Below are 23,260 nucleotides of genomic sequence, written 5' to 3'. Positions count from 1 at the left end.
TCGCGTTATTCGTCCCCCATCTATTTCGCCATGAGCACATGGTTATTCATTACTGACAAGATCACCGCACATGACAGAAAGTAATTTTGACTCCGATACAAAGCATTCCGAATACATAGGCAAGGACGAAGCCGAGGAAAGTCGCGCTGGCGGCGCGCTGGTGCTTCCCGGTCAGGTAATGCCCAAGCGCATTTATTTGCTTCCCATCAGCAACCGGCCTTACTTCCCTGCACAAGTTCAACCACTGGTCATTAACGCCAATCTATGGGAAGAAACCCTGAAGCGCGTTGGCAAGACCGAACACCAGATTCTGGGACTGACTTATGTAGAGAAAATCCCCTCCCCGGATGAACCGCCGGACACCAATGACTTCGCCCATATCGGCTGTGTGGTGAAAGCGCATAATGTCGTTAACGAACGCGGCAAACTGCAGTTTATCGCCCAAGGTTTACAACGCTTCCGCATCACGCAGTGGCTGCGTCGTACGCCGCCCTATCTGGTTGAAGTCGAATACCCTGAGCCGGCGAAAGAGTCTGAGAAAGAACTCAAGGCTTATGCAATCGCCCTGATTAACACTATCAAAGAGTTGCTGCCGCTTAACCCGCTGTACAGCGAAGAGCTGAAGCAGTATCTGAGCCGCTTCAGTCCTGACGAGCCCTCCGCATTAACCGACTTCGCCGCCGCTATCACGACGGCGGAAGGCCCTGCGCTGCAAGAGATACTCGATACCGTGCCGCTGCTCAGGCGGATGGAAAAAGTACTGATTCTGCTGAAGCAGGAACTGGAAGTCGCCAAGCTGCAAACCCAGATCAGCGCCGAGGTGAACCAGAAGATCAACGAGCGTCAGCGCGAATTCTTTTTACGCGAGCAACTTAAGGTTATCCAGAAGGAGCTTGGGCTCGCTAAAGACGATCGAACGGCGGACGTAGAGGAATTCCAGCAGCGTATAAGTGAACGTCATCCCCCAGACGACGTACGCAAACGCTTTGACGAAGAGATCAAAAAGCTGTCCATGCTGGAGACCGGTTCGCCAGAGTATGGCGTCACCCGCAACTACCTTGATTGGCTCACCCAGGTTCCTTGGGGCGTCCATACTGAGGACAAACTCGATATCGCTCGCGCCCGGGAGATTCTCGACAAAGAGCATGATGGGCTGGATGACGTTAAAGACAGAATTATCGAATTTCTGGCTGAAGGCTCATTTAAAGGAGAAGTATCCGGCTCGATTCTATTGCTGATCGGACCACCCGGCGTCGGTAAAACCTCTATCGGAAAATCCGTTGCAGCGGCGCTGGGCAGAAAGTTCTACCGTTTCAGTCTGGGCGGCATGCGCGATGAAGCGGAAATCAAAGGCCACCGACGTACTTACATTGGCGCAATGCCGGGCAAAATGGTGCAGGCGCTGAAAGACGTCGGCTCCGCCAACCCTGTCATCATGCTCGACGAAATCGACAAAATTGGCGCCTCTTACCAAGGCGATCCAGCCAGCGCCTTGCTGGAAACGCTGGACCCGGAACAGAACAACGAGTTCCTGGATCACTACCTGGATGTCAGGTTGGACCTGTCGAAAGTACTGTTCGTTTGCACCGCTAACCAGTTAGATACTATTCCGGGCCCGCTGTTGGATCGAATGGATGTATTGCGTCTGTCCGGTTACATCACGGAAGAAAAAATAGCCATCGCCAAGAACCATCTTTGGCCGAAGCTTCTGAAGCGCATGAAGCTGAAAAAGAAACAAGTATCCATCACTGACGCAGCGCTGCGCCAACTGATCGACGGCTACGCCAGAGAAGCCGGCGTGCGCAATCTGGAAAAAAGACTGCATCGGCTGATTCGCAAATCCATCGTCCGCTTGATGGAGAAACCAGAAGAACCGATAAGGATAGGCGTTAACAACCTTGTCGACTTTCTTGGCCAACCGCTATTCCGCAAAGAGAAAAATCTGCGCGGCGTTGGCGTAGTCACTGGACTCGCCTGGACCGCTATGGGCGGAGCCACGCTTCCTGTTGAAGCCCAATTAATTCATTCCAGTAACCGGGGCTTTAAATTGACCGGCAAGCTTGGCGATGTCATGCGCGAGTCTGCGGAAATCGCTTACAGTTATGTCTCCGCTCACCTGAAAGAATTCAAAGGCGATCCCGAATTCTTTGAGCGCGCCTTCGTCCACCTTCACGTGCCGGAAGGCGCCACGCCAAAAGACGGCCCCAGCGCGGGCGTTACGATGGCTACCGCGTTACTGTCCCTGGCCCGCAATCAAATACCCAAAAGCAATGTTGCGATGACGGGAGAGTTAACCCTGACCGGCCAGGTATTTCCGGTGGGAGGCATTCGCGAAAAAGTGATTGCGGCGAAACGCAGCGGCGTGAATGAAATCATTCTGCCCGAAGCCAATCGACGTGATTATGATGAACTGCCGGAACACATTCGCTCCGGATTGACGATGCATTTCGCCAGCACATTCCAGGACGTTTACAAAGTCATGTTTGGATAGGGTCATCTCACTTCATCATCCTGGAAATGGATGCTAAATAATGCGCTGGAGCGCATCTTTTCCCTAGGCCGCATACCGTATCGGAAATCACGTATTATGCGGCTTTGTGGTGGAGTTTTATACTAACCTTTACCAGTTGTGATGATGTTTTGTCCTGTCTTTCTAGTATAGAAAAGCGTTTGAGGTGCTCTCCAAGCACCTTTTTTTTTGCCTTAAATTTTTGCCTCCGAAAAAACTGCGCGAAATCCTTATATCCAAGACAAATGCGCATCTTTTCACCGCGACGCTTTGAGGTTAGTATTCCAACTGGTCAATAGGCCAATGGCCTTAAAATAAAAGTCTATTAACGATTAGACCATAATATGCCAGTATGAAGCCCCGTCCGAAAAAGAGCCTCAGAGCTCACTCTACTCGGCGGCGTCTGAACCTGGGATAACTAATAACTTAAATCGGGAAGACAATAATGAAGAAACAGATCGCTCGGAAAGTATTAGGTGTTGGCGCTTCAATTTTATTAATGGGCGGCTTGAACCTGGCTAACGCAGAGACTATCAAAATCGCCATCGCCGGCCCGCAGTCCGGTGACGTTGCTCAGTATGGCGACATGCAGGTAATCGGCGCGGAAATGGCTGTTGAGCAGATCAACGCTGCTGGCGGCGTAAACGGCGACAAGCTTGAGGCGATTAGATACGACGACGCCTGCGAACCCAAGCAAGCGGTGGCCGTAGCCAACAAAATCGTTAATGACGGTGTTAAATTTGTAGTGGGCCACTTGTGCTCCAGTTCCACTCAACCGGCTTCCGACGTCTACGAAGACGAAGGCATCATCACTATCACGCCAGCTTCCACCAACCCGGACATCACTGAGCGCGGCTACCAGATGATTTTCCGCACCATCGGTCTTGATAGCCATCAGGGTCCGACCGCTGGCAAATTCATCGCGACTGTAGTCAAGCCCAAGCGCGTTGCAGTTATTCACGACAAGCAACAGTACGGTGAAGGCATCGCAACTGCGGTAAAGAAAACGCTGGAAGAGAAAAACGTCAACGTCGTTCTGTTTGAAGGCGTTAACAAAGGCGACAAAGACTTCTCTCCCCTGATCGCAAAACTGCAGAAAGAGAACGTAGACTTTGTTTACTACGGCGGCTACCACCCTGAGCTGGGCCAGATTCTGCGTCAAGCGTCAGAGAAAGGCTTGAACATCAAGTTCATGGGTCCTGAAGGCGTGGGCAACAAAGACATCAGCCAGATCGCAGGTAAAGCTTCCGAAGGACTGTACGTAACTCTGCCACCCGCTTTTGATCAGAGACCAGAAAACAAAACGCTGGTTGACGCATTCAAAGCGAAAAGCCAAGACGCCAGCGGCGCATTCGTAATGACTTCCTACGCAGCAGTTCAGGTTATTGCTGACTCAATCAAAGGCGTAGGTTCTACCGATACTGATGCGATCCAAGCTTACCTTCGTAGCCACTCCTTCAAAACCCCCATGGGTGAAATTGCGTTTGACGAAAAAGGCGACTTGAAAGGTTTCGATTTCGAAATCTACACCTGGCACGCAGACGGCTCCAAAACCGTAGTAAAATAAACCGTATCGCTTCATAACAACACCTTCTTTCCGGTTCGCCGGAAGAGGGTGTTTTTATTAGCAAAGCCTGTCAGTTTCTAGGCCGGTTCAAATCTTCCGGAGTAACACCCATGCTAGAAGTGATTCTTTACTTCATTCAGCAATTAATTAACGGAATTACCATTGGGAGCACTTATGCTCTCATCGCCATAGGCTATACCATGGTCTACGGCATCATAGGAATGATCAACTTCGCTCACGGCGAAGTCTACATGATAGGAACTTACGTCGCGTTCATGGCTATTTCTGGTATGGCCATGCTGGGCATTGAGTTTCTTCCATTAATCTTCCTGGTCGCCCTGCTTTCAAGCATGTTGGTGTCCAGTAGCTTCGGTTGGGCCATTGAGCGTATCGCCTACCGCCCACTGCGTGGCGGCAACCGTTTGATCCCCCTTATTTCGGCCATCGGGATGTCCATTTTCCTGCAGAACTATGTTCGTTTAGGACAAGGTTCACGGGATATCGCCATGTCATCTCAGATCAGCGGCGGCTGGAGCTTCGGTCCGGAAGACGGCTTCCAGGCGTCCCTTTCCTATATTCAGGTTCTGATCTTCATCGTCACTATCATCTCCATGACAGTGCTGACGTTGTTTATCTCTCGATCCAGAATGGGCAGAGCCTGTCGCGCCGTGGCGCAGGATTTGAAAATGGCGAACCTGCTTGGCATCGACACCAACCGCGTTATCGCTTCCACTTTCGTCATTGGCGCAGCGCTGGCGGCGGTAGCGGGCACGCTGCTCGGCATGTACTACGGTGTCGTAAATGCATTCGTCGGATTCATTGCCGGCCTTAAAGCCTTTACTGCAGCCGTTCTTGGCGGCATCGGCAGTATCCCTGGCGCAATGCTGGGCGGCATCATTCTCGGCGTCACCGAAAGTATGACCGCCGCGTATTTCAGCACAGAGTACAAAGACGTTGTCTCTTTCGCGCTACTGGTACTGATCTTGTTGTTTAAGCCGACAGGCATACTCGGCAAGCCGGAAGTGGAGAAAATCTAATGCGCAAGAATCTGCCGTTCGCTTTATTCACGGCCGTCATTACTCTGGTTCTGTCCTTGCCGATATTGGGCCTGAAGCTGACTCATGAAGGCACCAAACTCGTACTCGAAGGCGCTACACAAAGCACCTACGTGTACATTTTTCTCGCCGCTGCAGCGGTTTTCCTGAGCCAGCTGTTTAGAGAGCAACTGAATGCCGCCAAAGCGGCGGTCAAGCCCAAAGGAAATATTCTGGCCAAGCTAATGCCGCCGGAAGAAAAGCGCGACATGGCCGGCAAGATCTTTTTTGTCGTCCTGCTTATCGCTGCAGTTCTGATTCCTTTCAACACGGGACGCATCTGGTCAGATATCGCCACCTTGGCGCTTATCTACGTTATTCTCGGCCTTGGCCTGAATATCGTAGTGGGTCTGGCTGGCTTGTTAGACTTGGGATACGTCGCTTTCTACGCTGTCGGCGCATATAGCTACGCCCTGTTATCACAATACTTTGGTTTGTCATTCTGGGTGTGTCTGCCTATCGGAGCATTGCTTGCTGCGACATTCGGTTTCCTGTTGGGCTTTCCGGTATTGAGATTACGCGGCGACTACCTCGCCATCGTGACTTTAGGTTTCGGAGAAATCATCCGTATTCTCTTGAACAACCTGACCAGTCTGACCGGCGGACCTAACGGTATTGGCGGCATTCCTAAGCCAACGATTCCGATGCTGCAGTTCGATCCTGAATTCTCCATCGTTAATCTGGAATTCAGCCGTAGAGCTGCCGAAGGCAATGTTGCATTCCATGAGTTCTTTGGCGTTCCTTACGACTCATCCTTGAAAGTTGTCGTGCTTTACCTCATCGCACTAGTGCTGGCTTTGGTGACGATCGTCATCGTTCGCCGCCTGATTCGCATGCCTGTAGGGCGCGCATGGGAAGCCCTGCGTGAAGATGAGATCGCATGTCGCTCACTGGGCTTGAACCGTACCGCTATCAAGCTGTCCGCCTTCACCATCGGCGCAGCATTCGCAGGTTTTGCAGGTTCTCTATATGGCGCTCGCCAGGGTCATATCAGCCCTGAGTCGTTCATCTTCTTCGAGTCCGTTATTATCCTCGCCATCGTTGTTCTTGGCGGCATGGGCTCGCAAATCGGCGTCATGGTCGCAGCCGTTCTGGTGGTGCTGCTTCAGGAATTGTCGCGGGAATTCGACGAGTATCGCCTACTCGCGTTCGGTATGGTCATGGTGTTGATGATGATCTGGTGTCCGCAAGGATTGATCCCGATGAAACGCCCACATCTGCAGTTGAAACAGGAGTAGGACAATGCTGTCTGTTCGCGATTTATCCATGAGGTTCGGCGGCCTGCTCGCAGTAAACGGCGTGTCGCTGGACGTCAACGAACGGGAAATCATTTCCATTATCGGCCCTAACGGCGCAGGTAAAACGACTGTCTTTAACTGCATCTCCGGCTTCTATAAGCCGACCTCGGGGCAAATCACCTTCAAAGGTAAGCAGGTACAAGGGCTACCTGATTTCAAGATTTCCCGCCTTGGTATGGTTCGCACGTTCCAACACGTGCGTCTATTCAACCGCATGACGGTAATTGAAAACCTGTTGGTGGCGCAGCACCGTCACGTCAACACCAACCTGCTTTCTGGCTTATTGAAGACGCCTTCTTATCGTAAGAAAGAAAGCGAAGCCATGGAGAAAGCCGCCTATTGGCTCAAAAAAGTCGACCTGCTGCCACTCGCCAACCGCGAAGCGGGTAACCTCGCTTACGGTCAACAACGTCGTCTGGAAATTGCTCGCTGCATGGTGACAGGACCAGATCTGTTGATGTTGGACGAACCCGCAGCCGGTTTGAACCCGAAAGAGACCCGGGATCTCGACGAGCTGATAGTCAGCCTGAAGCATGACTACAACGTCTCCATTCTGTTAATAGAACATGATATGGGGCTGGTAATGGGCATTTCTGATCGCATCTACGTTGTCAGCCAAGGCACGCCTTTGGCCGACGGCACGCCTGATGAAATTAGAACGAACCCTGATGTCATCAAGGCGTATTTGGGAGAAGACTAATGCTTACACTCGAGAATGTTTACACCCACTACGGCAAGATCGAAGCTCTGCACGGCATCAGTCTGGAAGTTAATCAAGGTGAAATCGTCTCACTTATCGGCGCCAACGGCGCAGGTAAAACCACGTTGCTGATGACGGTCTGTGGCGACCCGAGAGCCAGTGATGGCCGCATCACCTTCATGGGTAAGGACATCACCGAAACGCCGACATCTGAAATCATGCGCAGCGGCATCGCCATTGTGCCTGAGGGTCGTCGTGTATTCTCTGGCCTCACCGTAGTTGAAAACCTGCAGATGGGCGCATTTTTCTCTGACAAGAGCGACTTTGCGCGCACGCTGGAATACGTCTATGACCTGTTCCCACGCCTACGCGAACGTCACAGCCAACGTGCAGGTACAATGTCCGGCGGTGAACAACAGATGCTGGCGATCGGGCGCGCCCTGATGAGCCATCCTAAAATGCTGTTCCTGGATGAGCCATCCTTAGGCCTGGCTCCGATTATCATCAACCAGATATTTGAGATCATCGGCAAGCTCAGAGAAGAAGGCATGACCATCTTTCTGGTGGAGCAGAACGCCAACCAGGCGCTGCGTTTGGCGGATCGCGGTTATGTACTGGAAAACGGCAAAGTTGTGCTTCAGGATACCGGCGCAAATCTGCTGGTGAACGAGGACGTTCGCAAAGCTTACTTGGGCGGCTAAACACTACCGCCTCGTCTATCCGGCGGCGTCGCAGGCTACCCCTGAGCGCCGCCTTTCCTTAAAAGTAATATCTGTAGACTATCCCAGCCTCCCATCTGCCGTCACTGCGATTCCATTCTTGAGACAAGTGCGCTCTGAAAGCATGGTTTTGCGCAAAATCGAAGTTTTGCTCCAGCACCCCGCGATAGCGTATTTCATCGCTACTAAAGTACTCGCCTTCCACTCTTGTGGACTGAAAACCCCAGGGCAAATTCAATAAATAGCCCGTACTTATTCCTGCCGCCGGGGTGATCCAGGTTTTATACTCCGGATCATGCTCCAAACGCGCGGTCAAAAAGCCAAACAAACTCAATCCTTCCGCTACGTCATAACTGCGCCCAGCGCCGCCATTTACTTGATAGGCCTTGTCACCGCCAAAGTCACTCCAGACGCGCTCAAAGCCCGCTTGAACTCTCCATGACAATGGACGCAGAAACTTATTAACCGGCGATTGCGAAATAATATTAATTATGTCGAAACGATGCAGCTCCCAATTGTCATTCTCGTAAAAGCGGAACTGAGCGTCGCCTGCAATTATTTGAGCGCCTCGTGGATAGCCTTCCTGACGATCCAGCAAATCATGATAGCTGTATCTGAATTGAAGCTGAGTAAAAGCATCCCCATCACGACTACCGCCGCCAATGCCCATCATGGTGCTGCCATGCCCAGTTTCGGGTGGCTCAGGGATAGCTGGCTCAACACTATCTGCAGGCAGTTGGCTTATCCGTTGCAGCAGTTTAAAGCTACGGCGCGCCAGATCCGGACTCCTTTGTGTCTTTCTCTGCTCGTAGCGATTATAGCTGTAAGCGGTCTGCGCCACCGCGCCTTGCCGGGAAAGCGGTAAAGCGCTGAAGTCCAAGGACGCCATCATCTCCGGGTTCTCCGCCACCAGGTAGGCCAACTCTCTCTCGGACTCATCCAACCGGCGTATTCTTTCCTTCAACAGCACGGCCTCAGAGGGGCGGTAGCGCCGTTCCGCGACATAACGCCCTTCTATGACCGCACGTACGGTGTCGGCCGGAATTGCAGTCAACGGAAACTTCGATGTCAGAGGCGAAGACGGACGTGCTATCTCCAGCAACTCAAGAAGACGGAAGGCGCAGTTTTCATCCAGAAAATAATACTTGAAACGCACGTCTTTCAGCTCCCATAAGTGCATCAACATCCGCTCTACTTCCTCGGGGGTCAGGTTCAGACGGTACTCCCACATGTCCCTGTTTTCCATGTAGCTGTACTCTTTGATCTTTTCAAAGTAACGCATCATGCTGAACTGACCTGGATAACCGCCGGCAAGGCCTCGATATGCAAAGAAAATGGAGTTATCGTCGCCATTGATAGTGGCCCCGAAGTTTAGCGCCCAGGACAACCATTCCGAATCGTCTTCAACGTTTGCGGGATCAAATCTCAGAAAAGTATGTCCGAACATTGACGATGGACTATTTAAGTAGGCAGCTGGGAAAATCAAAGAGACTTTGGCTGCGTTTACCTCCTCTCTCCACTGAAGGTATTCAGGGCATGACAAAGGCGCCTGCAAGGTGGAAATATTCGGTAGCTGCGCCTCAAGCCATTTTTTACGCAAAGGAAAGTGGCAGACAACACTTTCTCTTATACCTCTATTCTCGCTCACCATCGCCTGTAGGGTCGCCTCAAGTTCCGCCTCGGCATCAACCTTTCCTGTTTCCGCCAGAAAAAAACTTGGATCATCAATGAAACTTGAATAGCCGGTCGGGCTCAAGGAGTCAGTGCGAAAATGCAACAACCCTAACCACTCAGAAGAGGAAGCCAAGGTGTTTAACAAAGATTGTTGTCTCTTCAAGGTATCTACAGTGACATCAGAAAGAGCGGCAAATGCAGAACTGATTAAAAGAAATACAGCAGAAAGGAAAACGAACAGAGAATGCTTCAACCGCATAGGGCGTCATGCGCTCTTAATTGAGATCAGGTTAGAGAAAGAATCAACGCCCGGGCCACCGGGCGTCGCTTCATATTCTGACTTCAAGCGGCGTACTTGGAAAGCCTCGTGTCTGTCTTCATCACATCTATGACGGACTTCATCACTTGCTCCGCCGTTACGTTTTCACTGGGGAATAGCTGATTAAAATTATCATGCATAACCTGGTTAAAACGCGCACGGTCTTCCTGCTTCACTTCTAGAGCGACAGCAACTGTGGTCAAGGCGTCTCCATGGCCGCGCGCCACATCCTCAGAAAACTCATCCATAATTGGCGTGAGGTTAACCAGGGACGATCCACCATAGGTCAGCACGCCATTCGCCGAACATCCGTTGGTTCCTGAAGTCATGCCGAATGTGTTATTACCCGAAGTGCCATTAGTAATGGTGGCCAAAAGATGGATAGGCAATCCGCTTTCCCCTGCGAACAGCATATTACCCCATCCACAGTCCGGCCCCCCTGGAGCTTCGGCAAATGCGCCTGAAGTCATCGACAAAAACCCAACAGCGAGCATCATTTTTCTCATAACGATTCCTCTTTCAACGTTAGCTTATTCTCGTCGCGTACCATTTGTGCAAATATCAGCGCCCATCCCGGCAACAAACGCCAACCAACTCGTTTAAACGAGTTGCGACAAACTCTTTCTGAAATAGGCATCAAACAGCTATGCTGAAACAGAAACGCTTGGTCATTTCTCACCAGGGCGTACAGACTTGGCGCCATCACATGGCCCGAGGTAAGCCTAGTTCAGGTATACAGGCAGATCAAATTGTGAACGTCAGATCAGATAAATTTAATACTTATACGAAAACTGTTTTCAAACTTGGTTTATTAGGGGCGCTACTTTTTCTGAGTGCTTGCAGTGGGCTGCTCTTTTACCCCGACAAGCATATCTATCGCACACCCGATCAAGCACAAGTTCGTTACGAGAACATATTTCTCGATACGCCAGATGGCGAGCGTCTGCATGGATGGTTGCTTCATGCTTCTATGCCATTACGTGGCGTTGTCTATTTCCTGCATGGAAATGCTGAGAATATAAGTACTCACTGCGGTAACGTGATATGGCTTCCTCAGCAGGGCTATGACGTGTTTTGTCTGGACTACCGGGGGTTTGGTTTATCTTCAGGCAAGCCAGATATGGCTGGCGCTCTTAGTGATGTAGGAACCGGTTACGAATGGTTGAAAGCACATTATTCGGATGCAAACACGCCTTTTTTTGTGCTTGGACAAAGTATCGGCGCAGTGCTCACTATTGATTTTGTAGGACGGATTCCTTTCAATGAAGTAAAACCCACCGCTGTCATCGCCGACGCTCCTTTTAGCGAACTGAGAGATATAGCACGTGAGAAGCTTGCGGCTGGTTGGCTGACCTGGGCTTTTCAATATCCCTTTTCCTATATGCTTCCAGCGAATTACGACCCTGTTGATTACGTTAGAAATATCTCACCCATTCCTTTGTTGATAATTCACAGCACCTCAGATCAAGTCATTCCCTATCACCATGGAGAGAGAGTATTTCAGCACGCAGGCGCCCCCAAATACTTCTTAAGCACCGATACACCTCACACAGCTACCTTTAGCATTCCAGAATATCGCCAAGCACTACTGAACTTTCTCGCCAATCCCGAGAAATCGCCACTCTAAATTTGGCTGCCTAGTCTTGAAATAGGAGCCAACTCTATTCAGGACGGGTCACGGGCATAAAAAAAGCCGCATTATGCGGCTTTTTCTTAGGAAGAGTGGAATTAACCAGCCATTGAAGCTTTTTCGTCTTCAGTCACTTCCTTAATAGAAAGTTTGATACGGCCGCGAGCGTCAATATCCAGCACCTTAACAACGACTTCCTGGCCTTCTTTCAGATAATCAGTGACATTCTCAACGCGCTCTTGCGCGATCTGAGAAATATGCACCAGACCGTCTTTACCAGGCAAGATGTTCACAAATGCGCCGAACTCAACAATGCGCTCAACCTTACCGCGGTACAGCTTACCGACTTCCGCTTCAGCAGTAATCTCTGTGATGCGATAAATTGCTTCATCCGCCGCCAGTTTGCTCTCCGCGTAGATACGCACAGTGCCGCTGTCGTCGATATCGATAGAAGCGCCTGTGTCTTCACAAATAGAGCGAATAGTAGCGCCGCCCTTACCAATAACGTCGCGGATTTTATCTGGATCAATCTTGATGGTTTCCATCTTCGGCGCGTTATCCGCAACGGAGTCACGTGGAGCGGAAATCACTTTATTCATTTCACCGAGGATATGGAGTCGCGCATGCAGAGCTTGCTCTAATGCAATTTCCATGATTTCGTCGGTAATGCCGTTGATCTTGATATCCATCTGCAGCGCAGTGACGCCCTTCTCGGTTCCCGCCACTTTAAAGTCCATGTCACCCAAGTGATCTTCATCACCCAGGATATCGGTCAATACAGCAAAGCTCTCGCCTTCTTTAACCAAGCCCATTGCAATACCTGCAACTGGCGCTTTCACAGGAATACCGGCATCCATCAGAGCCAAGCTGCTGCCGCATACGCTGGCCATTGAGCTAGAACCGTTTGACTCCGTGATCTCAGAAACACAGCGAACTGCGTAGGGGAATTCCTCAAGATTCGGCATCAACGCCTGTACGCCACGACGCGCCAAGCGACCGTGACCAATCTCGCGACGACCTACGCCGCCAACTCGGGATGCTTCGCCTACAGAGTATGGAGGGAAGTTATAGTGGAACATGAACGAGTCTTTCTTCTCACCTTCCAGCGCGTCCACCATCAATACATCACGCATGGTGCCCAGAGTCGCCGTCACCAGAGCCTGAGTCTCACCGCGAGTAAACAGTGCAGAACCGTGGGTATTCGGCAGTACGCCAACTTCAATTTTCAGGTCACGAACAGTTTTTGTGTCGCGGCCGTCAATACGTGGTTCGCCCTTCAAAATGTTCTGACGGACACAGGTCTTTTCAAGCTTGCTGAAATACTTTTTGACCAATTCAGCTTCGAATTTGCCTTCTTCTTCACCTGCCAACGCTTCTTCAGCCTGCTGACGGAGCTCGCCCAACTTGGCGTAACGATCCGCTTTAACACGGATGCCATATGCTTCGCTGATAGAGCCAGCAAATTTGGCCTTCAGCGCATCTAAAAGTTCAGCATTAACCTCTGGAGCCTGCCAATCCCACTTAGGCTTACCAGCTTCCTGGGCGAACTCTTTGATCGCCTGCACAGCCACTTGCATTTCCTGGTGAGCGAACAATACCGCGCCAAGCATCTGGTCTTCAGTCAACTCTTTCGCTTCAGATTCAACCATCAGAACCGCATCTTCGGTTCCTGCGACAACCATATCCAAGCTGGAGTTTTCAATTGCTTTAAAACCAGGGTTCAACAGGTAGCCATCTTCTTCAGAGTAACCAACGCGCGCAGCCGCTAATGGGCCCTGGAAGGGAACGCCGGATATTTCCAATGCCGCCGCAGCGCCAATAATGGATGCGATATCTGGATCGACATCCTTGTTCGCAGACATAACGGTACAGATGATTTGCACTTCATTCATGAAACCATTTGGAAACAGCGGACGAATAGGACGGTCGATCAGACGGGAGGTCAGAGTTTCTTTCTCTGATGGGCGTCCTTCACGCTTGAAATAACCGCCAGGAATACGACCAGCAGCATAGGTTTTTTCTTGATAGTGAACAGAAAGAGGGAAGAAATCACGACCTGGAACGGCTTCTTTCTCTGCAACAGCGGTGACCAAAACAACAGTATCGTCCATTGTCACCAACACGGCTCCAGTTGCCTGGCGAGCTATTCGGCCAGTTTCCAGAGTGACTGTTGAGTTGCCGTATTGAAATGTTTTACGAACTGGGTTCACTTTGACTCCTTACGAGTGTTTTTAATTTTTAAGCTTAAGTTTTAATCCGGAATCAGCTGCTACTTACCGATTCGAGCCTTAGATACCCAACAAAGGAACCTTTGATTTATTCGATCTCTCAACAAGATCGCAGACTTCTCCAACACTTAAGGAGCAGGTGTGTACAGAAAATTTCTGTCAGCGCCCGACCCTCTTGCTTCAATTCATCCGGCTCAATGCCTTCAGAAAATCATCAAGTATCGAATAAATCGGAGGTTCCTCAAAAAGTAACGGGGTATCAAATATTTGATACCCCGGATACTAAAGCAATACCTTTGTCTTCTTAGCGACGCAGACCCAGTTTCTGGATCAGGTCAACATAGCGTTGGGTATTTTTGCCTTTCAGGTAATCAAGCAACTTACGACGCTGGTTAACCATACGGATCAAACCACGACGTGAATGGTGGTCATGCTTATTCGCCTGAAAGTGTTCTTGCAGTTTGTTGATATTTGCAGTCAACAGAGCCACTTGAACTTCAGGAGAACCAGTATCACCTTCCTTTACTTGGTATTCCTTAACAATAGCCGACTTTTCGGTAGCAGATAATGCCATGATTTTTCTCCAAATATGCGATTAATGCGGAAACGACCGCGCATATTAACAGCCGCCCCATTTATTCAGCGCTTAATGCGCTCACATTCAGTAACCGAACGGGTTTTACCGTTCCGTCACTCATCACTTCTCCCAAGCCGATAAACCTACGTCCGTTAGAATATAAACGCACCCTACCCTCGCTTGAGAGAGGCGATATTTTAACCGTTTGCCCCTGGATAATCGAGCCCGTATTAGCTTCATCAAGTAATATTTCAGGGAATTGCCGGACCGATGAATCAACAGGCAACAAACGTTGCTGATATCTCTCTGCCGCAAGCTGACGCCCGCTTTCATCCTCAAATGGCGCAAAGCTGACGCAATCCTCCAGCGCAAATGGCCCGCAACGAGTACGACGCAATTCCGCCACATGCGCACCACATCCTATAACTTCACCAATATCTTCCACAAGGTTTCGAATATAGGTCCCTTTACTGCAGAGAACCCGCAAGCGTAAATATGGTTGAGTATATTCCAGGAGCTCAAGCTCATGGATCACGATGTCTCTCGCTTCCCGCTCAACCTCAATACCTTGCCTGGCAAGCTTATAAAGCGGAGTTCCTTTGTGTTTAAGCGCAGAATACATGGAGGGAATCTGTTTTAGATTCCCTCGAAATTGCTTGAGGATGTTTTCCAGTTCGGAAATAGACAGATCAGGAACAGGCGACTCGGTAATGATATCGCCCTCAGCGTCAGACGTAGTGGTAGTGCGCCCAAGGTAAGCGCAGGTCACATACTCTTTATCTGAATCCAGCAGTAGCTGGCTAAACTTGGTCGCCTCACCGAAGCACAATGGAAGCACCCCAGTCGCAAGAGGATCCAAGGCGCCCGTATGGCCCGCCTTCTGCGCATTCAGCGCATATTTAACCTTCTGCAAAACCGCATTGGAAGTCCAATCTTGCGGTTTATCGACAACCAATACGCCATCTAAAGGCACGCCTTTCTTACGCCTTGCCACTGCCAACGATACCCTCAGTTGAGACTATCGTCTTTAGTGTCAGTAGCGCCGCCATCTTTGGCGCGCGCTTTCTGAATCAGCGCCCCTAATCGTTGGGCATTACTAACGGAAGCGTCGTAATGGAAACGTAGTTGAGGCATGACTCTAAGCTTGATTGCACGTCCTAACTCGGAACGCAAAAACCCTGCAGCGCCCTCTAGAACTTTCAGAGAAGCTTTAGAAGCATCGCCATCTTCCACATCCTTCAAATTCAGAACAGTTACATATACATCAGCGTAAGAGAGATCTTTGCTCACTTTAACGCTGTTTACAGTAACCATTCCCAAACGGGGATCCTTCAATTCCCTTTGAATCAGCTGCGCAAGCTCTTTTTGAATTTGTTCCGCAACTCTGTCTAATCGACTGAACTCTCGAGCCATCTATGTCTTTACTCTTAATTGCATGCAGCGACTACACAAGAAATGAATGAGCGTTACAGAGAACGCTCAACTCTTATCTTGTCGAATACTTCGATGATATCGCCGACTTTAACTTCATAGTTGCGAACACCGATACCACATTCGGTACCTGCACGCACTTCTGCTACGTCATCCTTGAAGCGGCGCAGAGATTCAAGCTCGCCTTCAAAAATAACCACGTTGTCGCGCAATACTCGAATAGGCTTGTTGCGATATACAGCGCCTTCCAGAACCATACAGCCAGCAACTTGTCCAAATTTCGGGCTCTTGAACGTATCGCGCACTTCTGCGGTGCCGACGATATCTTCCCGGAACTCCGGCGCCAACATACCAGTTAGAGCCTTCTTAACATCATCAATAATGTTGTAGATGACGCTATAGTAACGGAGCTCTATGCCCTCTTTTTCAACGATTTTACGAGCGCTTGCGTCTGCACGCACATTGAAGCCCACTATGATCGCCTGAGTAGAAAGCGCCAAGTTAGCATCCGTTTCAGTAATGCCGCCAACACCGCTCGCTACGATCTTGACCTGAACTTCTTCATTACCAATTTCGGTCAGAGCGCCAATCAACGCCTCCAAAGAGCCACGCACATCTGTCTTTAATACAATGTTTAGCTCTTTTACGCCGCCTTTACCCATGTTTTCAAACAGGTTTTCCAGGCTCGCAGCCTGTTGACGCTGAAGGCGGGTCTGGCGCTCTTTATTGTGACGGAATTCGGCAACTTCACGCGCTTTCTTCTCGTCAGGCACAACAATAAACTCATCGCCAGCATCGGGAGTGCCGTTCAAGCCTAGAATTTCCACTGGGATTGAAGGACCAGCATCCTGAACATTCTGACCGTTTTCGTTCACCATGGCCCTTACTCGACCATAGTACTCACCAGCCAAAACAATATCGCCATGGCGCAGAGTTCCGTTTTGCACAAGCACGGTAGCAACAGAGCCGCGACCACGATCCAGACTGGACTCAATGACGACACCTTTACCAGGTGCATCAGGCACCGCCGTCAGCTCCAACATTTCCGACTGTAGCAGTACCGCTTCCAAAAGGTCGTCAATACCATCGCCAGTGTGAGCGGAAACAGGAACAAACTGAACATCGCCCCCCCACTCTTCAGGGATAACATCAAGAGCAGACAGCTCGTTCTTAACACGATCTGGATCTGCTTGCTCTTTGTCCATTTTGTTGACGGCTACTACCAGTGGCACGCCGGCAGCTTTTGCGTGCTGAACCGCTTCTTGCGTTTGCGGCATGACACCATCGTCCGCAGCAACAACAAGTATAACAATATCAGTACATTGCGCCCCGCGAGCACGCATAGCGGTGAACGCGGCATGCCCGGGCGTATCCAGGAACGAGATCATTCCTCGAGGTGTTTCTACATGATATGCGCCGATATGCTGAGTAATCCCACCAGACTCCTGAGCCGCCACCTTCGCGCGACGAATGTAGTCGAGCAACGAGGTCTTACCATGGTCAACATGCCCCATGACACTGACAACTGGAGCGCGCGATTTTGATTCGCCTTCAAAAGAAATGGACTCAAGTACTTCCGTCTCTACCGCATCTTCTTGAAGCAGCTTGACTTTATGACCCATTTCTTCAGCTACCAGCTGAGCGACATCTTGATCGATTGCCTGATTTAAAGTCGCCATGATCCCCATACCCATCAGGCGTTTAACAACTTCTACGCCTTTCACGGACATTTTCTGGGCTAGTTCTGCGACTGTAATAGTATCCGAAATCACAACCTCCCGAACAATTGGTTGGACAGAACGGTCCTGAACCACCTTGCTCTTCTTTTTACGTTGACGAGCCCGCCTAGGGGCATCTTCACTTGAGTCATCCTCTTCAACTGCGATGACTTTTGAAGACTTGAGTTGAGGCGCAGGCTTAGGCTTATGCTTCTCGCGACGTTTAAGGTCTTCGGCGTCGGCAGGCTCTCGACGCACCTCGGAGTCTTCTTTATTACGTCTATGCTTAGATGTTTTTCTTGCTTCTGACTTTTCAGCGTCATCCTCTTCCTGGTCAGCCGTCCCGCCAGCTTTCTCCAGCCCACTTCCAGCAGTTGCGACGCCAACTGCCTCATCGGCTATTGCTTCTGACGCTATCTCGACTTCTTGAGTATCAGTGCTCACCACTTCCTGCTGTGCGCTTTCAACGACTTCAGTAGTAGCCTCTATAACAGACTCATTCTGAAGCGCTGCTTCATCCTCTGTTTCTCGCTCTCTAGCGGCCTCTTCAGAAGCTCTCTGTATATCCTGTTGTTTCTGCGCCTCTATATCGTTGACGGCGTCACTACGTTTGATGTAGGTCCGCTTCTTACGCACTTCAACGTTAATAGAGCGATTAGCCCCTGTTCCTGAGGCTTTCAGCGTAGTGGTGGTCTTACGCTTCAAGGTGATTTTCTTTGGCTCAGAAAATGATTCGCCATGGCTTTGCTTTAAAAACGCCAATAGTTTCTGTTTCTCTGAGTCCGTAACAATATCGCCTTCACCGCGCTTTTCCAGACCCGCGTCAACCATCTGCTTTAACAGACGCTCAACGGGAGCCCCGACGTCTTCGGCAAGCTGCTTAATAGTAACTTCTGCCATGCTTGTCTCCTGTTTGCCCCCGAATTACTGTTGTTCCTCAAACCATGGTTTACGCGCCGTCATGATTAGCTGCGCAGCTCGTTCTTCATCAACTTCATCTATATCGAGGAGGTCATCAACAGATTGTTCGGCCAAGTCTTCCATCGTGACAATACCTTTGCTTGCGAGCACAAACGCCAAGTGCCGGTCCATCCCCTCCATGTTTAACAGGTCTTCCGCAGGCTCCGCTTTTTCCAGTTGCTCTTCGCTTGCTAGTGCTTGATTGATCAGAACATTTTTCGCTCGTTTACGAAGCTCAGTCACCAGATCTTCGTCGAAATCTTCGATAGCGAGCATCTCTTCCATCGGGACGTAGGCGACCTCTTCCAGCGACGTAAAGCCTTCGGAAGCCAATACCTCAGCCAAATCTTCCTCTACGCCCAGCTGGTCGATAAAGCAGTCGACATAGCGTCTAAACTCTTCTTCCTGCTGCTGCCCAGCTTGCTCCTCAGTTAGAACATTGATTTCCCATCCAGTCATTTCTGAGGCTAATTTGACATTCTGCCCGCTACGTCCAATCGCCATCGCCAAATTATCTTCTGAAACAGCCACCTGCATAGTGTGACTATCTTCATCAATGATAATGGAAGCCACTTCCGCTGGGGCCATAGCGTTAATAACCAACTGAGCGGGGTTATCATCCCACAGAACAATGTCGATACGCTCGTTACCAAGTTCACTGGAAACCGCTTGTACTCGCGAGCCTCGCATACCTACACAGGCGCCAACTGGGTCTATACGTCCATCATTTGTCTTAACTGCAATCTTCGCCCGTGAACCGGGATCACGTGCAGCGGCTTTGATCTCAATAACTTCTTCTGCGATTTCAGGCACTTCAATTCTGAAAAGCTCAATCAACATTTGAGAGCAAGCACGGCTCAAAATCAATTGAGGCCCTCGGTTATCCATTCGGATATCCAATAGCAATGCACGAACACGATCACCTACACGATAGGTCTCTCTGCTGATCAACTGGTCCTTTGGCAACAGCGCTTCGGCGTTAGCGCCCAAGTCAACAATTATGTTATCTCGGGTCACTTTCTTGACGACGCCACTTACCAAATCGCCGACTTTTTCTCGATAGCTGTCGACTATTTTAGTCCGCTCAGCCTCACGCACCTTTTGAACAATGATCTGTTTGGCTGCTTGCGCGCCAATTCGTCCAAAGGCGACCGCCTCAACTTCCTCTTCATGGATGTCGCCTGGCTTCAGGTCAAGACCACTTTCATGTATCTCTTCCAAAGTAAGTTCAGTTCCTAAAGCAGGAACAGCATCATTATCCACCACCAACCAACGACGAAACGCCTGATATTCACCAGTCTTTCTATCGATATCCACTCGAATATCGGCCTCTTCGTCTTCATAGCGCTTTTTAGTAGCGGTAGCCAAAGCCAATTCAATAGCTTCGAAAATGACATCTTTATCTACCCCTTTTTCGTTGGAGACCGCTTCCACAACCAACAAGATTTCTTTGTTCATCTTTACCCCGTAATCCCATCAATACTGCGGCACAACATTCGCTTTATCTATCGTTTCCACAGGAAATATAAATTCTTCCGCGTCCACTTGGAGCACTACTTCATCATTTTCAACAGCCGCCAAAAGGCCCTTGAACTTACGCCGCCCATTAAAAGGCGCTTGCAGCCTGACCTCAACAACAGAGCCTATATATGCCTTATATTGCTCAATGTTAAAGAGCGGCCGATCCCACCCTGGTGAAGAAACTTCCAGGGTATACTCCCCCTTTATCGGATCTTCAACATCCAAGATAGCGCTAATTTGACGACTCACTTTTTCACAGTCATCAACCAGCACCCCGGACTCTTTGTCGATATAGATTCGCAACAAACTCCTCTTCCCTTGGGCAATGAAATCCATTCCCCAAAAGTCGCAGCCCATTCCTTCTACCACGGGCTTGAGAAGTTGGTATAGATCGTCTTTACGAGCCAATAGATTATCTCCGATAGGGAGCACACCCAGCGTGTGACCTACGCTAAGTCGCCAAACAAAAAATGGGCACTAAGCCCATCCTCCGACCACACCATAGTGCAGTTAATAAAAAACCCCTGAAAAGGGGTTTTACAACGCGTATCCCAGAAAATACGGCAGCAAAATTATAGTTGCTGCAAAGAAGGCGAGCAACGGGCTCGCCTGTCTTTAATATGGTGCCGAAGGCCGGACTTGAACCGGCACAGCCATAGGCTACTACCCCCTCAAGATAGCGTGTCTACCAATTTCACCACTTCGGCATAAACCTTATTCTAACTCAGGCTTGCTATCGGAAGGAGCTTCCGAAGCGCTCTGAGACTCACCAGCATTTGCAGTTCCTGCTTCAGTAGAAGGCTCACCAGACTCTGAGGAAGAGCCAGAAACCGTTTCAACAACAGGAACTCCGATTGCAGTGACCTGACCAGCTTTCTGCTTAGCAACATAAGCTAATGCAAAACTACTCAGAAAGAAAACGATGGCTAATGTAGTTGTCATTTTCGTCAAAAAAGAACCACTACCACCAGAACCAAAAACTGTTTGAGATGCGCCACCGCCAAAGGAAGCGCCCATGTCAGCGCCTTTACCCTGCTGAATCAACACCAAGCCAATAACACCAGCTGCAACGATCACATGAACTATAACAATCAGGGTTTCAAACAGTTCCATTTAATCTACCTTACTCTACCGCAGCCTCGATAATAGAGACGAATTCTTCCGAGACTAACGAGGCCCCACCAACTAGCGCCCCATCTACATCCGGCATTGAGAACAGTTCTTTCGCATTTGACGACTTAACGCTGCCGCCATACAAAATTCTAATTTTATCCGCAATCTGCGGAAAATGCTTGCGGATATTATCCCGCAACGCTTTATGCATACTCTGTGCATCATTTGGCGATGCAGTTTTACCTGTGCCTATAGCCCATACCGGCTCATAAGCTACCACCCACGACTCATCGGGCTGCACTGACAAGAACACGGCATCAAGTTGTTTAAGCGCAACTTCTTCAGCCCGTCCCGACTCACGCTCTTCCAACGTTTCGCCAATACACAGTATCGGCTTCAATCCTGAATCAATGGCTCGCTTAACTTTACAGGCGATGACATCATCACTTTCAGCGAATAACACCCTGCGCTCAGAATGCCCCAAAATTACCCAAGAGCACTTTACATCGACGCACATTCTTGCACTGACTTCACCAGTATAAGCACCATCCTCGGTGGCGGAGCAATTCTGAGCCCCTAACTCAACCTCAGAGCCAGAAACTGCATCTCCAACACTTGGAAGATACGGAAAAGGAGGACAAACCACCACGTCCACTGAGCCTAGCGCCTTAGCGCCAACTATATTGTCTAATAGATCTGCATTACGCTCGAGACTTCCATTAGATTTCCAGTTTCCGGCAATCAGTTTTTTTCGCATTCAACCCTCCAGTTCGCGCGAGGCGCACATACTAACCAAACTCCCTATAAGTTACAAGTAGCGCGCCGTTATTATCTAACTACTCAATGCGCTGAAGGTGTTCACACAGATCCTTCAACTATTTTGGCCAACTCAGCAACTATAGACCGGACCTTCGCCTCATCTTCACCTTCAGCCATTACTCTAATAACTGGCTCTGTCCCTGATGGCCTCAATAGCACCCTTCCCTTGCCTGCAAATTGTTTTTCTGCGCTAGCAATTGCAGACTGGATTGTCACATGCCCTTTTATATCCACTTTCTGACTCACCCTCACATTTATCATATGCTGGGGCAGCTTACTCATGCCTTTTTTAGCTTCGTGGAGCGTAATTCCCAAGTCAGAAAGCGCAGCCAAAACCTGCAGAGAGGAAATAATACCATCTCCCGTTGTAGTCCGATCCAAACAAACAATATGCCCAGAACCTTCGCCACCCAGACACCAATCGTTGCGCAACAACGCCTCCATGACATATCTATCGCCAACATTAGCGCGCTCAAAGGGAATCCCCAACTCACCAAACGCAAGTTCTGCGCCGAAGTTCGTCATCAGCGTTCCAACAACCCCTCCCTTTAAACGCCCCTTACGCATCTTGTCGCGCGCAATGATATACAGAATCTCATCACCATCAACAATCTCGCCTTTGTGATCAACCATGACAACACGATCCCCATCACCGTCGAAGGCAATCCCCAGATCTGCGCCGGTTTCAACAACTTTGGCCGCCAGCTGATCAGGATGCGTAGAACCTATTTCATGATTAATGTTCAAACCATCAGGCGTCACACCAATAGTTTCTACTTTGGCGCCAAGCTCCTTAAACACGCTGGGCGCGACCTGATAGGTGGCGCCTTGCGCGCAGTCCAGAACAACTCGCATCCCAGCAAAAGACATATGAAACGGAACTGTACTTTTACAGAACTCTATATATCGGCCTTTTGCATCTTCAAACCGAGCCGCCTTACCTAACTGGCTTGACGGCACGATCTCCATGGGCTGCCGAATGAAATGCTCAATCTGCTCCTCTGTTGAGTCAGGAAGCTTGGTTCCCTCAGCCGAGAAAAATTTAACGCCGTTGTCATTGAACGGGTTATGTGAAGCACTAATGACAATACCTGCACAAGCGCGAAATGTGCGAGTAAGATACGCAATAGCAGGGGTTGGCATCGGCCCTAGCATCGCCACATCCACACCAGCTGCAGCCAGCCCAGACTCCAGCGCGGACTCAAAAATGTATCCAGATATACGAGTATCCTTACCGATGAGGACCCGGTTACGACGCCCTTCCTGACGAAAAACACGTCCAGCCGCCCACCCTAGCTTCAACATAAATTCCGGGGTAATAGGGCCTTCACCTACTCTTCCACGTATCCCATCAGTACCAAAATACTCTTTACTCATATCTGT

19 protein-coding genes and 1 tRNA gene are annotated in these 23,260 nt (G+C 49.8%); 7 read left to right on the top strand and 13 right to left on the bottom strand.

From position 1 onward, the window contains the following. Positions 1-70: 70 nt before the first annotated feature. The 6 genes from lon (at position 71) to KP814_RS11590 (ending at position 7,869) form a co-directional block, all read left to right on the top strand. Positions 71-2,491 carry an endopeptidase La gene (gene lon / locus KP814_RS11615; protein WP_216736924.1) on the top strand — a complete coding sequence of 807 codons (2,421 nt, stop codon included), beginning with the start codon at positions 71-73 and terminating at the stop codon, positions 2,489-2,491. 463 nt (positions 2,492-2,954) lie between these two features. Continuing rightward, positions 2,955-4,076, top strand: a complete 1,122-nt coding sequence (locus KP814_RS11610) for a branched-chain amino acid ABC transporter substrate-binding protein (RefSeq protein WP_256446002.1) — start codon at positions 2,955-2,957, stop codon at positions 4,074-4,076. Between the two features lie 110 nt (positions 4,077-4,186). Then, positions 4,187-5,113 carry a high-affinity branched-chain amino acid ABC transporter permease LivH gene (gene livH / locus KP814_RS11605; protein ID WP_216736923.1) on the top strand — a complete coding sequence of 309 codons (927 nt, stop codon included), beginning with the start codon at positions 4,187-4,189 and terminating at the stop codon, positions 5,111-5,113. Continuing rightward, positions 5,113-6,408 (top strand): high-affinity branched-chain amino acid ABC transporter permease LivM, encoded by a 1,296-nt coding sequence (locus KP814_RS11600; RefSeq protein ID WP_216736922.1) that lies wholly within the window; start codon positions 5,113-5,115, stop codon positions 6,406-6,408. Before livH ends, KP814_RS11600 begins: the two co-directional genes overlap by 1 nt. A gap of 4 nt (positions 6,409-6,412) precedes the next feature. Next, positions 6,413-7,168 (top strand): high-affinity branched-chain amino acid ABC transporter ATP-binding protein LivG, encoded by a 756-nt coding sequence (livG, locus tag KP814_RS11595; RefSeq protein WP_216736921.1) that lies wholly within the window; start codon positions 6,413-6,415, stop codon positions 7,166-7,168. After that, positions 7,168-7,869 (top strand): ABC transporter ATP-binding protein, encoded by a 702-nt coding sequence (locus KP814_RS11590; RefSeq protein WP_216736920.1) that lies wholly within the window; start codon positions 7,168-7,170, stop codon positions 7,867-7,869. The genes livG and KP814_RS11590 overlap by 1 nt, the downstream gene beginning before the upstream one ends. A 58-nt stretch (positions 7,870-7,927) precedes the next feature. On the opposite strand, the gene KP814_RS11585 is transcribed toward KP814_RS11590, so the two are convergent. Then, positions 7,928-9,820, bottom strand: coding sequence for a DUF4105 domain-containing protein (locus tag KP814_RS11585; RefSeq protein WP_216736919.1), 1,893 nt, complete (start codon positions 9,818-9,820; stop codon positions 7,928-7,930). Between the two features lie 83 nt (positions 9,821-9,903). Beyond that, positions 9,904-10,386, bottom strand: coding sequence for a DUF3015 domain-containing protein (locus tag KP814_RS11580; protein ID WP_216736918.1), 483 nt, complete (start codon positions 10,384-10,386; stop codon positions 9,904-9,906). Between the two features lie 140 nt (positions 10,387-10,526). Here KP814_RS11580 and KP814_RS11575 point away from each other — a divergent pair, with 140 nt between their 5' ends. Then, positions 10,527-11,507, top strand: a complete 981-nt coding sequence (locus KP814_RS11575; protein ID WP_253938319.1) for an alpha/beta hydrolase — start codon at positions 10,527-10,529, stop codon at positions 11,505-11,507. Positions 11,508-11,608: 101 nt separating this feature from the next. Here the strand turns inward: KP814_RS11575 and pnp are convergent, their stop codons facing one another. From pnp to glmM, 11 genes are all read right to left on the bottom strand, one after another. Further along, on the bottom strand, positions 11,609-13,720 hold the full coding sequence (gene pnp / locus KP814_RS11570) for a polyribonucleotide nucleotidyltransferase (protein ID WP_216736917.1): 2,112 nt from the start codon (positions 13,718-13,720) through the stop codon (positions 11,609-11,611). Positions 13,721-14,042: 322 nt separating this feature from the next. Continuing rightward, positions 14,043-14,312: a 30S ribosomal protein S15 gene (gene rpsO, locus KP814_RS11565; RefSeq protein ID WP_127973264.1), complete on the bottom strand. Its 270-nt coding sequence runs from the start codon at positions 14,310-14,312 to the stop codon at positions 14,043-14,045. Positions 14,313-14,373: 61 nt separating this feature from the next. Beyond that, the gene (gene truB, locus KP814_RS11560; protein ID WP_216736916.1) at positions 14,374-15,309 is read right to left on the bottom strand and encodes a tRNA pseudouridine(55) synthase TruB; all 936 of its coding nucleotides are present in this window, start codon (positions 15,307-15,309) and stop codon (positions 14,374-14,376) included. A gap of 14 nt (positions 15,310-15,323) precedes the next feature. After that, entirely contained in the window at positions 15,324-15,728 is a 405-nt protein-coding gene (gene rbfA, locus KP814_RS11555; RefSeq protein WP_216736915.1) for a 30S ribosome-binding factor RbfA, read from the bottom strand. A gap of 53 nt (positions 15,729-15,781) precedes the next feature. Beyond that, positions 15,782-18,364, bottom strand: a complete 2,583-nt coding sequence (gene infB, locus KP814_RS11550) for a translation initiation factor IF-2 (RefSeq protein WP_216736914.1) — start codon at positions 18,362-18,364, stop codon at positions 15,782-15,784. A 24-nt stretch (positions 18,365-18,388) separates the two neighbouring features. After that, positions 18,389-19,882 carry a transcription termination factor NusA gene (gene nusA, locus KP814_RS11545; RefSeq protein ID WP_216736913.1) on the bottom strand — a complete coding sequence of 498 codons (1,494 nt, stop codon included), beginning with the start codon at positions 19,880-19,882 and terminating at the stop codon, positions 18,389-18,391. Positions 19,883-19,900: 18 nt separating this feature from the next. After that, on the bottom strand, positions 19,901-20,353 hold the full coding sequence (gene rimP, locus KP814_RS11540; protein WP_256446001.1) for a ribosome maturation factor RimP: 453 nt from the start codon (positions 20,351-20,353) through the stop codon (positions 19,901-19,903). Between the two features lie 213 nt (positions 20,354-20,566). Beyond that, positions 20,567-20,652 (bottom strand) — tRNA-Leu (locus KP814_RS11535). Positions 20,653-20,659: 7 nt separating this feature from the next. After that, complete coding sequence (gene secG, locus KP814_RS11530; protein WP_216736912.1) at positions 20,660-21,058, bottom strand: preprotein translocase subunit SecG; 399 nt, start codon at positions 21,056-21,058, stop codon at positions 20,660-20,662. 10 nt (positions 21,059-21,068) lie between these two features. Beyond that, positions 21,069-21,815, bottom strand: coding sequence for a triose-phosphate isomerase (gene tpiA / locus KP814_RS11525; protein ID WP_216736911.1), 747 nt, complete (start codon positions 21,813-21,815; stop codon positions 21,069-21,071). Positions 21,816-21,916: 101 nt separating this feature from the next. Further along, positions 21,917-23,254, bottom strand: coding sequence for a phosphoglucosamine mutase (glmM, locus tag KP814_RS11520; RefSeq protein WP_216736910.1), 1,338 nt, complete (start codon positions 23,252-23,254; stop codon positions 21,917-21,919). Positions 23,255-23,260: the final 6 nt, after the last annotated feature.

Origin of the sequence: Hahella sp. HN01 (assembly GCF_018986435.1) — a bacterium.
Classification (GTDB): domain Bacteria; phylum Pseudomonadota; class Gammaproteobacteria; order Pseudomonadales; family Oleiphilaceae; genus Hahella.
Note: the sequence above shows the minus strand (reverse complement) of the source record. Positions and strands in the feature narration are given on the sequence as shown.

What these genes read in the sequence shown, in the direction of transcription:
- KP814_RS11580 (WP_216736918.1), bottom strand. Translation starts at nt 10,386, where the DNA reads ATGAGAAAAATGATGCTCGCTGTTGGGTTTTTGTCGATGACTTCAGGC.
- tpiA (WP_216736911.1), bottom strand. Translation starts at nt 21,815, where the DNA reads ATGCGAAAAAAACTGATTGCCGGAAACTGGAAATCTAATGGAAGTCTC.
- livG (WP_216736921.1), top strand. Translation starts at nt 6,413, where the DNA reads ATGCTGTCTGTTCGCGATTTATCCATGAGGTTCGGCGGCCTGCTCGCA.
- KP814_RS11600 (WP_216736922.1), top strand. Translation starts at nt 5,113, where the DNA reads ATGCGCAAGAATCTGCCGTTCGCTTTATTCACGGCCGTCATTACTCTG.
- KP814_RS11575 (WP_253938319.1), top strand. Translation starts at nt 10,527, where the DNA reads ATGCTGAAACAGAAACGCTTGGTCATTTCTCACCAGGGCGTACAGACT.
- livH (WP_216736923.1), top strand. Translation starts at nt 4,187, where the DNA reads ATGCTAGAAGTGATTCTTTACTTCATTCAGCAATTAATTAACGGAATT.
- rpsO (WP_127973264.1), bottom strand. Translation starts at nt 14,312, where the DNA reads ATGGCATTATCTGCTACCGAAAAGTCGGCTATTGTTAAGGAATACCAA.
- lon (WP_216736924.1), top strand. Translation starts at nt 71, where the DNA reads ATGACAGAAAGTAATTTTGACTCCGATACAAAGCATTCCGAATACATA.
- KP814_RS11585 (WP_216736919.1), bottom strand. Translation starts at nt 9,820, where the DNA reads ATGCGGTTGAAGCATTCTCTGTTCGTTTTCCTTTCTGCTGTATTTCTT.
- glmM (WP_216736910.1), bottom strand. Translation starts at nt 23,254, where the DNA reads ATGAGTAAAGAGTATTTTGGTACTGATGGGATACGTGGAAGAGTAGGT.
- nusA (WP_216736913.1), bottom strand. Translation starts at nt 19,882, where the DNA reads ATGAACAAAGAAATCTTGTTGGTTGTGGAAGCGGTCTCCAACGAAAAA.
- KP814_RS11610 (WP_256446002.1), top strand. Translation starts at nt 2,955, where the DNA reads ATGAAGAAACAGATCGCTCGGAAAGTATTAGGTGTTGGCGCTTCAATT.
- infB (WP_216736914.1), bottom strand. Translation starts at nt 18,364, where the DNA reads ATGGCAGAAGTTACTATTAAGCAGCTTGCCGAAGACGTCGGGGCTCCC.
- KP814_RS11590 (WP_216736920.1), top strand. Translation starts at nt 7,168, where the DNA reads ATGCTTACACTCGAGAATGTTTACACCCACTACGGCAAGATCGAAGCT.
- secG (WP_216736912.1), bottom strand. Translation starts at nt 21,058, where the DNA reads ATGGAACTGTTTGAAACCCTGATTGTTATAGTTCATGTGATCGTTGCA.
- rbfA (WP_216736915.1), bottom strand. Translation starts at nt 15,728, where the DNA reads ATGGCTCGAGAGTTCAGTCGATTAGACAGAGTTGCGGAACAAATTCAA.